The following is an 11,830-nucleotide window of genomic DNA, read 5'->3' as shown; positions in this document are numbered from 1 at the left end:
TTAATCCAAAATCGGTAGTTGTCACAGATAATGCAAGATTCTGTTTTTTGACTCATGACGGCTCCGTTGTCGAGGGTATCCAGCCCAATTGTTGGGCATAGTCGGTAAACTGGGCGAGGGTGCGTGTGGCGACGTTACCGGCTAATATGGGGGAGATATGCAACCAACCGACCAAGCGTTCGTGCAATTGCCCTACAGGGGTGTCGAGCACCAGTGCGTTATCAGGTTGGTTCTCCCACAATTCACAAGCGAGGTTTTCTGCCATCAGTTGGATGCACGTTTCAGAGTTCTCCCACGCCGTTTGTAAATGCTCACCCAAGGTAAACGGGTGCACTTTCAGCTCGGGTATCAGCGGCGGACGGTCACGGGCGGGCGATATCAGGCAGACAGGTTGTGTGTCAGTATCCAGCATCACTTCATGCACCGGGTTCATCAACACATACCAATCCGCTTCGCGCATGCTGGGTATCAAGATATTGGCGATGCGGCTGTCCATTAAGCGTAATACCACCATTTCGCCATCCAGTTTCACTAATTGACGTTGTTGCCAATGGTGTAACTGCGCGTCCCACGCCATCGGGCTGCGGTAAGCCCAGCCCCAACTGGGGTCACTGAAGCCTTTGCGGTCAAGCAGCTGCCCGAGTGGGACGGCGGCGCTCGGTTTCAATTTCACCAACCACGGACTTTGTGCGATTAAATGGGCCAAGGGGGTGCCGTTATACAGCGGAAACGCCTGTTCGATCCAATCGTTGGCAAACAGCACATCCGTCGGGTTGGGCTGCGCCAAGGTATTGAGCAGTAAATACACCGGGTCACGGTGAGGCTCACTCAACCACGTTGTCCAAGGCGTCGGTCTCATGCATTGCCTCCGTTGGGTTTAATCACCCAACTGCCAGTGGCTTGAGCTTGCATCGCACAGTACGGTTTGATGGGGTATGGCGGAGGTGCAAACGGAGCCACCCCGTCAGGGAGCTGAAGATTGACCGCTTGCCCTGAGCCGCCTCCACTGTCACCAATCGCCACATTGCCCGAGGTAAACACATTGCTCGGGGTGATGCGCACAAAGCTGCCACCGACTTTAAGCGTGATTTCGGTGGCGGCTTCAATCACCACTTTGCCTTGGCTGCTCAGATGGGTTTCTTGTCCGCTTTCACTGACCAATGCACCATCCACTTGCTGATGGTAAGCCCCCAGCACTTGCTGAAAAACATCGCCTTCGGTTAACGCTTTTTGCGTGCCTTTGACATGGAGGTGGTCATCACCCGCAATCTCAGCGTAGCGATGTTGGTCAATGCGCTGTTTGCTGTCCCGCTGAATATGAGTGTGATTATCGTTTTGAATGTGCACATTCATATCACGCTGTGCGTGAAAATAGATTTCTTCGTATCCGGCTTTGTCTTCAAAACGCAATTCATTAAACCCTTCGCCTTTATGAGTACAAGTTTTAAAGGTGGTACGCGTTTTTTCGTTGGGTAAATTTAACGGTGGTTTATTGCGTCCATTGTAGGTGCACCCCGTGACAATCGGCCTATCAATATCCCCATTCAGGTAACTGACTAAAACCTGTTGCCCGACGTGAGGAATACTCATAAACCCATAGCCATTGCCACTCCAGCCGTGTGACACTGGCACCCAGCAGGAGGCGCCGTGGTCGGGCGTGCCGCGTCTATCCCAATGGAAATAGACCACCACCTCCCCTTTGCTGTTGGTATAGATTTCCTCTCCCGGAGGCCCCACAACTGTCGCTAACTCATCACCATCAGCAGTCGGTTTATAACGATACGGCGGTCGCCACTCTTGCGTCTCTGGGATAAACGACACACTGTTGGACAACTGCGTTCCTTCGCCGCCACTGTTGTCGGCAAGGGGTTGTACGCCGTGATGTGATACCCTGACCACCTGCCAACGCTTATTCATACGCTCATTGGGGTGATTGGTTAAAGTAAACATCTTACCGGGGTGCAAGGCAAAACAGTTGGTACTGGCGTGCCCCATTTGACGGTTATTTTGCGATTGTTCATAACGAATTTGATTGAACGTTTCCCCTTCCGCGTCTTCTTGGAAGCGACCATAACTTTCGAACACTTCGTGTTGGTGGTGCACGTCACCAACGACTTGATGGCTGAGCGGGTGAGAAGGTCGCTGTTGATTGTAATCTTTATCAATACGAATATCGCTGCACAGCTGCTCGGCATAGCGCCATGTAGTAGCAGTACTGTCGGTAGTATCGGTATCGGCTTGCGGGTTATAAGTGAGGGTAATCCCTGCCGTCATTCCTAAATGGCGGTCGCTGTAAAACAGTTTCGGGCCTTCCTCAAACCAAAAGGTAATCCCTTCTTCGGCGGCGAGGCGGCACCAAAAATCATACATCGTTTCACGCTTTTGGGTAATGTACGGGCGTTCAAGGTGCTCTTCGGGATGATAAAACAATTTATCGTGTTTAATGTGCGATTCATTCAGCAAGGTTTCTAATATCTTTGGTACGGTGGTATCTTGGAAAATACGGCTGTCTTGCTTGAGAGTCATCACCCACATTTCTGGGCGTATAACAAATTTATACTATGTTTTCACTCCATCGGTATTCAGATTCTCGGCGCTTGCCAATAAGCCTTGTACCTCACGAATTTTTATCCCATCCCGTTTCACAGTCAAGGAAGAAGCCCCGCCTAATATATCATGGAAATCCACATCAAGTAGGGAGCTGACCGCATGAAGAGTTAAAGTAAATAGTTCTGACAACCCCTCTTGTAGATCAAATTCGGTAACCTGAAAGGTGTCATCGGGAAGCCCATCGATACGACAGTTAAACACCAAACCAGAGTTTAATTCCCCGTTATACCATGCTTTCAAGAAGGGATCTCGCTTCGCGGTACGGCGTTCTTGTTCCGCATAAGCCCTGCCAGCTGGTGTCATTTTGACTGGAGGTGGGTTAGCGGATTTACTTGAGTTTTGAGTGGACATACATGCTCCGTTTGAGGATCATACCGCGCCACAAACTACTATTGATAAAAACCATTCATCGCGAATGAGTCATGGCTAATAGTAGAAAATCACGATTAAACCTCGACAATAACCAGTAATAAGCAACCAGATAAATAAGTTGTTCGATGTATCAATGTATCCAACTGCGATACTTAAATTTAAGTTAAGTATCCTACAAAACGAAACAATTTCGGTAAAGGCGCTAAGATCACATTTTCAGATACTCATTATTAGAGTAATGAATAAAATTAAAATACCAATAAAAAAACAAATATAGGCTTTTATATCGTTTTTTTTGAAAATTCTTTTCTCATAAACACCCGCTTTTCTGTAAATAGATAACTTACCTCTAGAGCTAATCTTCATTTACAGCTGCTAAAGAGTAATATAATGTGACATTCGGCTATAATACTGGTCACACCGCTTTAAAAAGCCGTTGTATTTCTTTAATAGGAAAATAGACAACATTATGAACTCTTGGCCTTATCCTAAAATTGTTGCCCATCGTGGTGGTGGCAGACTTGCTCCTGAAAATACACTCGCAGCCATTGATATTGGCGCAAAATATGGACATACCATGATCGAGTTTGATGCCAAACTTTCCCATGATGATCAAATCTTTTTATTACATGATGATACTCTTGAGCGCACCAGTGATGGTCATGGTATTGCAGGCGAATTAAATTGGGAGCAATTATCAAATATCGATGCTGGAAGCTGGTATGGTCCAGAATTCGCCAAAGAGCGGCTGCCTTTACTCTCTGAGGTCGCAAAACGTTGTCAGCAACATGGCATGATGGCAAATATTGAGATCAAACCAACGACAGGCTTGGAAGCTAAAACAGGTCAAATTGTTGCACTTGCAGCTCGTCAACTGTGGCAAGGGCAAACAGCCCCATTGATTTCATCTTTCTCAATTGAAGCACTAATTTCGGCTCAACAATACGCTCCTGAACTACCGAGAGGGTTATTATTAGATGAATGGCGAGATGATTGGCAAACCCTTACAACACAGCTTGATTGTGTCTCCATCCATTTAGATCATACATTATTGGATGAAAAACGCGTAAAACGCTTAAAAGAGGCTGGCTTATGCATTTTAGTTTATACCGTTAATGACCCTGCGCGTGCTTCGCGACTTTTAAACTGGGGAGTTGATGCAATTTGTACGGATGCGATTGATATCATTGGCCCCAACTTTGGTGCCTAATTAAATAGATTACATACTGATCTATAGATACCTACTATTTCACTCGCCGCATAATTAAAAAGCATAAAGCCAGCATTGAATCTCACTTCTGGCTTTATGCTTATCACGATGAAGATTGCTATCCCCCGACTCTAATTTGCTTTTAACGATGGAGCTGATTGAAAAATAGTGCAACCGCCTTAGTGATGTTTTTGGGTACCGTGTTTAATTATGACTGATATTAATTTTTAATGCTGCGGCAATTGCGATAGGCGAAAATGTCACGCTCCCCACTAACAATGCAGCTAGAATCGCAAAATAACTCCCCAAAGGCATATTAAAACTATACGCTTCCATTGTTCCCGTTGCATAAATGAGCACAGGAATATACAGCGGCAGCACCAGTAAACTCACGAGTACTCCCCCTTTTTTCAGAGATACCGTTAAAGCAGCCCCTATTGCACCAATAAAGCTCAGGATCGGTGTACCTAGCAACAAAGTACCTGCAAGTACAGAAAGGGTATTCGCGTCAAAAGAGAGCATTAAAGCTGCTATCGGTGAAAGTAAGATTAGCGGCACTCCAGTTACCAGCCAGTGAGCAATCACTTTAGCTAATACCGTTAAAAATAGTGGATGCGGTGCGAGCAACAGTTGTTCTAACGAACCATCCAGATAGTCATCTTTAAAGAGACGTTCGAGCGATAATAAAGAAGAAAGCACCGCGGCTACCCAAAAAATGCCAACAGCGATACGTGCTAATAACTGAGGCTCAGGCCCTATGCTCAATGGAAATAACGTAATAACAATTAAGAAGAACCATAATGGGTTTACCAATTCAGAAAAACTTCTAAATGCTATTTTTAGTTCTCTTTTAATCACTAGCCAAAACATTATTCATATCCGCCCGTCAGTTTTAAGGATCCAAAATGCCCCGACATAGCTTGATGAGAAGTAAAAAGAATGATCCCACCTTGTTCAGCATGCTGATGAAAGCGTTCGGTAAGACGTTTCACGCCTACGACATCAATAGCAGTAAAAGGCTCATCCAACACCCACAAAGGAGCTTCACTTAACCATAACCTTGCAAGATTCACTCGCCTTTGTTGCCCCGCTGATAACTGACCAACAGGAACATCTTCATAGCCAATGAGTGACACTTCTTCGAGAGCCGACCACAAACTATCCCCGGCAGGATGGCGATGCTGCATCTGATAATAAAACTGTAGGTTCTCATAAGGAGTGAGTAGTGATTTAACGGCTGGCTTGTGCCCTAAGTAAAGTAATTGACGAGTAAAATCTTCTTTTAACTGATGAATCGAATATTGCTCCCACAAAATATCCCCTTCATCGGGTTTTAACAGCCCAGCCACCATACGTAATAAGGTCGTTTTACCCGCACCATTAGGCCCTTCAACTTGTAAAATTTGGCCGGGCAATACGGTGAAATCCAGCTTTTGAAAAAGCATCCTGTTTTGCCGCTGACAACTGATTTGCTCGGCAGTTAACATAGTGTTTTATTCCTGTTATTCGTTTTTCGCCACTTTATTTAACAGAATATCACTAATACTGTCATTTGATATTGTTTCACCGCAAAGCACTTTCATCAAAACTTCGCCCCCTAAAGAAGATAATGAAAACAGCATGTCGGGGTTAAGCAGGCGAATTTTATCTATATTGCTTTCTTGGTTAACCAATACCACCGTTTTTACACCTTCACCAGCAAGTTGTTTTATCCCTAAGAGCACGAAAGTACTTAAGGCGTCGCTATCTGTCATCACTAATACATATTTTGCCTGTTTAACATTCGATTCGGCTAATAGCGCTGTATCTGTAGGGTCACCAGTGACGATATTATCTTTCTCAGGATAATGTGCGCGATGACTTTCTTGGCAGATCACCGCAACTGGCAGTTCGCGATTTTTTAACCCTTCATACATGCTTACCGCCATTGGCGTACTACCAATTACAACATAATGATTTTTCATATAAGAAAACCTCTTGCGAACAATTTCCTTTGTTCCTTTAGCTAACAGCCCTACAACATAAACCACTGATGTTGTAAAAATTGTAATACCAAGAATAATGACCGTAACAGTAAATACCCGAGCATCTGTAGAGACTGGCACTATATCGCCGAAACCGACGGTCGTCATACAAACTAACGCGAAATAAAATGCCGTGGTTCCATCTTTAACGACGGGTAGAAATTCATTACCGATATAGAGTGTGCCAAAAATGGAATAAAGCAATAATGCAATGATACAAGTTATCGCCACAAATCCCGCACTGGTTAAGCTGTGATGATGATAACGCTTCCAAAAAAAGCTCAACGCCAAAAAAAGGACCAGCGAAAAATAACCTTGATGAAGGTTTTCCGTTGCAATTTTTAAATCAACAAACGAAATAATGGCCAGTAAAAGCAGTGAAAACACCCATGCGATTCGGGCGCCATTAAGCATGAAAAAAGATAAAAATATCAATGAAATTCCTAACAAAAAACGAGGGATATCAAGCAACTTCATAAAGCCGAGAGATTTAAGCCACTCACTAAACCCATTCGCTCGCCAATCAATATAGTCAGTATAAGCCCCCAATACAGGCTTAATAATCATAAAACCATCAAAAATGATAAGTATTGAGATGATTAAACGGATAAATAAGGATGATTTCAGAAAAGCAATAAACGCGTTATCTGACATTTTTCCTTCACCCTCTGCTCAGATAAGATTACATAAAGTCTATATAACACATGTTGGTCATTGATGTTAGTTAGAATGCCGTTCTTCGGTTGATTTTATTGGTATAACCGACATATCCTTATATCAACTGATACAGTTCCATTTTTATACTTAGGAGAAATAAAATATAAAAAAAGCCTAACTATCAAACTGAAGCTATCTTAATTTGACTTTATTTCCTGTGTAAAATTAAACCAAATATCAACCAAATCTCATCAATTATTAGTTGTTTATTTTATTGAACTTAATTTCTAAGATAATATCTAAAAATCGATTTTTGGCGTTTTTTCTTATTACCTAACATGACTTAAGAATAAGAGTTCAATAAATTATGGTTAATTCTACGCAAGCAAAGAGATTTAGCTGGACAGCTTTACTGTGGTTGCTCATCTATTTCTGGTATTTCTCATCATTGCTCCAAATCTATGTTGTTGTTACAGGACAAAGTAACACCGTCGGATTAAGAGACTCTTTACTGTACAGCACACTCTGGTTAATCCCTGCGCTCTTTTTCCCTAGAAGGATCAAATTAGTTGCCGGCATTATCGGTATCATTCTTTGGCTTTCATCTGTCATTGCACTCGCTTATTTTGTCGTCTATGGGCATCAGATCTCACAAAGCGTCATGTTTGTGATGTTTGAAACAAATACAAATGAAGCAGGTGAATTTTTAAGGCAATACATTAGCTTTAAAGTTATCGCGGTTATATTGATTTATACTCTGGTCGCGATTTTCTTATGGTCACGACTAAAACCAGTGACCATGCCAGTGTCAGCGAGATGTGGTGTCTCTTTGCTCGTGCTAATCATCTTATTTGGCGTACCTTATTATAATAAAGGAATTAAACAAGATAGGCCGTTCGCCAATGTCATGTCTTATGTGAATAGTAAACTTGCCTATGCTGCGCCTTGGCAATTTGTTAGTGGCTATTTTCTCTATAAAAACCAGTTAGCCAATATGGAAGAACTGATCCGTGATAACAGTAAGATCCCGCCATTAGAAAACTTTATCGATGCTAACGGCAATACGCCGAGAACTTTTGTTTTGGTCATTGGTGAATCAACAAGTCGCGATAGGATGAGCTTATATGGTTATAAACGCCCAACAACACCAGAGCTTGAGCAGCTAAAACAACAGTATCCCGATAATTTGTCTGTATTTAACGATGTCGTGACCTCTCGTCCTTATACAATAGAGGCGCTCCAGCAAATTCTCACGTTTGCCTCTCAAACTGAGCCCGAGTTATTTAATTCGCGCCCTTCAATCATGAATATGATGAAGCAAGCTGGATTTAAAACTTTTTGGATCACAAACCAACAGACAATGACGGAGCGTAATACGCTATTAACTGCTTTTTCTCGACAAACAGATAAACAATATTACTTAAATAACGATATGGCCCAAAGTTCACGTATTTACGATGAAGTTGTGCTAGCCCCGTTTAAAGAAGCTCTGGCCGACCCTGCTGAGAAAAAATTTATTGTTGTTCATCTACTTGGAACCCATATGCGATATGAGTTCCGTTACCCTGAAGATAAAGCCATCTTTAAAGGTAAAGATAGTCTGGTGCCAAGTAACCTCAAAGAGAGCCAAGTCGAAGATTACAATGCTTACGACAACGCACAACACTACAATGATTATATTGTTTCCACATTAATTAAAGATTTTGATTCATCAAAAGAAAATGGCTTTTTAGTCTTTTTCTCTGATCATGGTGAAGATGTCTTTGATACACCTCCTCATGAAACTTTAGGTCGTAGTGAAGGCAAACCAAGTCGTGTGATCTACAATGTTCCATTCCTAGTATGGCAATCTCCTGAATGGTTACAAAGCCATAATTTTAATTTGAACAGTAAAACCGATAGGCCTTATAGCACCATGGATTTTATCTACTCATGGTCTGATCTCGCGGGCTTTAACTATAAAGGCTACACTCCTCAGAAAAGCCTATTTAGTGACGAATACCAACCACAGCCGCGTTACATTGGTGACCCTGAGAATAAATCCTCTTTGATGCTGTATGATGATTTGAAAAAATAATTTGTCAGTAAAGCATCTTCTACCTAAGATGAAGAGCCTTTAGCGGCTCTTCATCTTTTTATTAAGAAACGTGATAGTTACTGAATTTTGCCATCTTGCCGAATAAATTTGACTTCGCCTTGCCAAAACTCAGCAAGAAAAACAGATTCGGGCTTATCGATCCCATGTTTAACCATCTGTTTATTTAACCACTCTTCGTCTTTTTCTATCGATTGCAATTCATTTAGCCTAACAACACCATCTTTCATAATAATCACTGATGGCATATTTGTTGGATCACAAATAACCGTTAATTGCCCATCTGGTTCAATCTGGGCATAATAGATTTCTTGGAATGAATGAACCCCTTGTGCATGAATTCTTGAGGATATATTCAAAATATCAATTTTATTCCCTTTTTCTAATATATTTTCCATAATAAAGTTTCCTTTACTAATAATAGGGATAGGATTGCCGATAGTCACGTTGCGAATAAAGTTAAATTTTTTAGTTAAATAGTTTAGCCCTGATATAAAAAACACACCTATAAAGAGTAAAGTGATGTACTGATATAATGGGATTGTATCGCTATAAATCACACCACCAATAATTCCACCCAACACAAAATTCCCAATAAAATCAATAGGTGTCATCTGTGACAGCTGCGTTTTCCCAGACAAATTCATATGAGTAAGAACAATGGCAAAACCAATGATAAACTTGACTACAACAAGCATATAGTAATAACTCATATAAGACTTCCTTTCGTATACTCACGTTTTTATGAATTTTAGTTAAATAAACCAGCATATTATTTTTTTGCTAATATCCAAGATTAATTATAGCGAAATAATAAAGCTCGTCTTTTTTATTAAGTTAAATATTGATATCAAGCATTAAAATCACTATTTTGCTGATAATGCTACCTTTTTATTTCAGGTAACTTTCAGAGACAACTGATTTTTAATTATTAAAAATATGAGTTATATTTATAACATGCTATTGATAGCAGATCCGTATCCACTTACATCATGCTAAAGGAAATATTTATGAAAAAGAAAATATTAAGTTCTCTTATTCTAGCAGGTATTATCGCTATGGCGGCAGGTTGTGATGATTCATCAAAGACAGATCAAACGATGAAACAAACTGAAGAAAAAGTGGAGCAATTAAAAGATGCTGGTGAGCAAAAAGCAGCCGAACTTAAGGATAGTGCAGAAGCAAAAGCGAATGACCTTCAAAAACAAGCTTCAGAAAAAGCGGATGAAATTGCAGATAAGGCTAAAGAAGTAAAAGAAGCTAGCGAACAAAAAGCAGCTGAGCTTAAAGAGAACGCTACAGAGAAAGCTAATGAATTGAAAGAAGCTAGCGAGCAAAAAGCGGCTGAGCTTAAAGAGAGCGCTACAGAGAAAGCCGATGAATTAAAAAAGGCTAGCGAGCAAAAAATCTCTGAATTTAAAAATAGTGCCACAGAGAAAGCTAACGAACTTGAAAAACAAGCTTCAGCTAAGGCAGATGAGCTATCTGATAAAGCTAAAGAGCTAAAAGATGCGGCTGATAAAAAATCAGATGAATTAACTGAATCGGCAAAAAATAAGCTATCAGAAACAAATGATAAAATAGCAGAAAAAAGCCAAGAAGTGAAAACAGACTCAATCAATAAAGCAGATGAACTAGCGACTGATGCCAAAAATAAAACTGAAGAATTAAAAGCAGAAAACAAATAACTATCTGTGCTAGATAACTCGGTTTATTCTCAAAGCAGGTCTACGCTGGCCTGCTTTTTTTTATATTTTTATACGGAGAAAGTAAAGCACACAAAACCATGTCCTGTTCCCCCTCAATTCTGGTATAACAATTTAAAACCGAAATAATATAAACACGTTACCTTATAAATTGGAGACAACATGCAAGTGAGATATAGCCTTGGGTATACTGATCCTAAAATCGTTAATCACGCTTTCGCGCTTCGCCAACAAGTTTTTACCCATGAACAAGGCTTTCCTGCTGAAATCGATGTAGATGTATATGATGATGACGCATTACATGTGGTGCTATACCTAGAAAATAGCCCTGTTGCTGTACTACGTTGTATTTTACAAGCCGACAAAGTGATAAAAGTGGGCAGAGTCGCGGTACTTAAACAATATCGAGGCAAAGGCTTTGGACGTAAGTTAATGAAATTTGTTGAGCAGTACGCTATCGAGAACCAATTTCATGCTGTAGGACTATCTGCACAACATACCGCAATCGCCTTTTACGAAACATTAGGCTATCACACACAAGGCGAAATGTATGACGAAGATGGTATGGATCATATCTATATGGTTCTACCGTTAATTTAAGTTCTAACGCCTTGAATTTTCCATATCACCCCTTATGATCAATAAAGTGATGCTTTTTTGTACGAGGTGATTATGGCAAATGGTTGGGCTAACGAAAATGCGGTTCAAGAACAAATTGATGCCACTCTTGATGACGCTATCGCTAAGGCTCGCAGTCAACTCCATTCAGGCGAAAGTGCTGAATACTGTGTTGAATGTGGTGAGCCTATTCCTCTCGCCCGCCGCAAGGCACTCCCTGGCGTACAGCTCTGTATCACTTGCCAAAATGCCGCCGATCAAAAAAGTGCCACATTTAGTGGTTATAATCGCCGAGGGAGTAAAGATAGTCAGTTACGGTGAATATGCCCTATTCCTAAATAACACCGAAACTCTACCAATATTTATTTCTACCTAAAATCCGAATATTAATGTTAATTTAATTAACCTTTCTAAGCTTTTTATCTAACTTTTTGTTAAATAGTTAAAAAGATAACAACAATGATAGTTAATAATGTGATTTATAAGGCTATATTTTTATGAAAACATAGAGGTTTTTCCTGTTTATTTGAAACCAGTC

General features: G+C 40.9%; 10 protein-coding genes and 1 pseudogene. 5 read left to right on the top strand and 6 right to left on the bottom strand.

Features of this window, described 5'->3' with window-relative positions:
• Nucleotides 1–52: 52 nt before the first annotated feature.
• Both PSF11_RS19295 and PSF11_RS19290 read right to left on the bottom strand, forming a co-directional pair.
• Nucleotides 53–859: a DUF4123 domain-containing protein gene (locus PSF11_RS19295; RefSeq protein WP_053110075.1), complete on the bottom strand. Its 807-nt coding sequence runs from the start codon at nt 857–859 to the stop codon at nt 53–55.
• A pseudogene (locus PSF11_RS19290) lies at nt 856–2,961 on the bottom strand (type VI secretion system Vgr family protein). Before PSF11_RS19290 ends, PSF11_RS19295 begins: the two are co-directional and overlap by 4 nt.
• A 490-nt stretch (nt 2,962–3,451) precedes the next feature.
• Here PSF11_RS19290 and ugpQ point away from each other — a divergent pair.
• Nucleotides 3,452–4,192 (top strand): glycerophosphodiester phosphodiesterase, encoded by a 741-nt coding sequence (ugpQ, locus tag PSF11_RS19285; RefSeq protein WP_072502501.1) that lies wholly within the window; start codon nt 3,452–3,454, stop codon nt 4,190–4,192.
• A gap of 204 nt (nt 4,193–4,396) precedes the next feature.
• Here ugpQ and ccmB read toward each other — a convergent pair whose 3' ends face one another.
• The 3 genes from ccmB to PSF11_RS19270 are packed head-to-tail and all read right to left on the bottom strand — an operon-like array spanning nt 4,397 to nt 6,870.
• Nucleotides 4,397–5,062, bottom strand: coding sequence for a heme exporter protein CcmB (gene ccmB, locus PSF11_RS19280; RefSeq protein ID WP_004927397.1), 666 nt, complete (start codon nt 5,060–5,062; stop codon nt 4,397–4,399).
• Nucleotides 5,062–5,679 (bottom strand): cytochrome c biogenesis heme-transporting ATPase CcmA, encoded by a 618-nt coding sequence (gene ccmA / locus PSF11_RS19275; protein WP_072502502.1) that lies wholly within the window; start codon nt 5,677–5,679, stop codon nt 5,062–5,064. Before ccmA ends, ccmB begins: the two co-directional genes overlap by 1 nt.
• A 15-nt stretch (nt 5,680–5,694) precedes the next feature.
• On the bottom strand, nt 5,695–6,870 hold the full coding sequence (locus PSF11_RS19270) for an ion channel (protein ID WP_040132859.1): 1,176 nt from the start codon (nt 6,868–6,870) through the stop codon (nt 5,695–5,697).
• Between the two features lie 370 nt (nt 6,871–7,240).
• Here PSF11_RS19270 and PSF11_RS19265 point away from each other — a divergent pair, with 370 nt between their 5' ends.
• Nucleotides 7,241–8,950, top strand: coding sequence for a phosphoethanolamine transferase CptA (locus PSF11_RS19265; protein WP_004927389.1), 1,710 nt, complete (start codon nt 7,241–7,243; stop codon nt 8,948–8,950).
• Nucleotides 8,951–9,027: 77 nt separating this feature from the next.
• Here PSF11_RS19265 and PSF11_RS19260 read toward each other — a convergent pair whose 3' ends face one another.
• Nucleotides 9,028–9,681: a DUF421 domain-containing protein gene (locus PSF11_RS19260; RefSeq protein ID WP_014656734.1), complete on the bottom strand. Its 654-nt coding sequence runs from the start codon at nt 9,679–9,681 to the stop codon at nt 9,028–9,030.
• Nucleotides 9,682–9,978: 297 nt separating this feature from the next.
• On the opposite strand from PSF11_RS19260, the gene PSF11_RS19255 reads away from it, so the two are divergent.
• From PSF11_RS19255 to PSF11_RS19245, 3 genes are all read left to right on the top strand, one after another.
• Entirely contained in the window at nt 9,979–10,656 is a 678-nt protein-coding gene (locus PSF11_RS19255) for a hypothetical protein (protein WP_036941715.1), read from the top strand.
• Between the two features lie 180 nt (nt 10,657–10,836).
• The gene (locus tag PSF11_RS19250; protein ID WP_004927383.1) at nt 10,837–11,274 is read left to right on the top strand and encodes a GNAT family N-acetyltransferase; all 438 of its coding nucleotides are present in this window, start codon (nt 10,837–10,839) and stop codon (nt 11,272–11,274) included.
• A gap of 72 nt (nt 11,275–11,346) precedes the next feature.
• On the top strand, nt 11,347–11,613 hold the full coding sequence (locus tag PSF11_RS19245) for a DksA/TraR family C4-type zinc finger protein (RefSeq protein ID WP_004927380.1): 267 nt from the start codon (nt 11,347–11,349) through the stop codon (nt 11,611–11,613).
• Nucleotides 11,614–11,830 lie beyond the last annotated feature (217 nt).

Source organism: Providencia sp. PROV119 (genome assembly GCF_028482435.1).
GTDB classification, from domain to species: domain Bacteria; phylum Pseudomonadota; class Gammaproteobacteria; order Enterobacterales; family Enterobacteriaceae; genus Providencia; species Providencia stuartii.
The sequence above is the reverse complement of the archived record's forward strand: the minus strand, read 5'-3'. Positions and strand labels throughout refer to the sequence as shown.

Bases quoted from the DNA above. Each gene is read 5' to 3' on its own strand.
- PSF11_RS19245 (WP_004927380.1), top strand. From the start codon at position 11,347: ATGGCAAATGGTTGGGCTAACGAAAATGCGGTTCAAGAACAAATTGAT.
- PSF11_RS19255 (WP_036941715.1), top strand. From the start codon at position 9,979: ATGAAAAAGAAAATATTAAGTTCTCTTATTCTAGCAGGTATTATCGCT.
- PSF11_RS19295 (WP_053110075.1), bottom strand. From the start codon at position 859: ATGAGACCGACGCCTTGGACAACGTGGTTGAGTGAGCCTCACCGTGAC.
- PSF11_RS19250 (WP_004927383.1), top strand. From the start codon at position 10,837: ATGCAAGTGAGATATAGCCTTGGGTATACTGATCCTAAAATCGTTAAT.
- ugpQ (WP_072502501.1), top strand. From the start codon at position 3,452: ATGAACTCTTGGCCTTATCCTAAAATTGTTGCCCATCGTGGTGGTGGC.
- PSF11_RS19260 (WP_014656734.1), bottom strand. From the start codon at position 9,681: ATGAGTTATTACTATATGCTTGTTGTAGTCAAGTTTATCATTGGTTTT.
- ccmA (WP_072502502.1), bottom strand. From the start codon at position 5,679: ATGTTAACTGCCGAGCAAATCAGTTGTCAGCGGCAAAACAGGATGCTT.
- ccmB (WP_004927397.1), bottom strand. From the start codon at position 5,062: ATGTTTTGGCTAGTGATTAAAAGAGAACTAAAAATAGCATTTAGAAGT.
- PSF11_RS19265 (WP_004927389.1), top strand. From the start codon at position 7,241: ATGGTTAATTCTACGCAAGCAAAGAGATTTAGCTGGACAGCTTTACTG.
- PSF11_RS19270 (WP_040132859.1), bottom strand. From the start codon at position 6,870: ATGTCAGATAACGCGTTTATTGCTTTTCTGAAATCATCCTTATTTATC.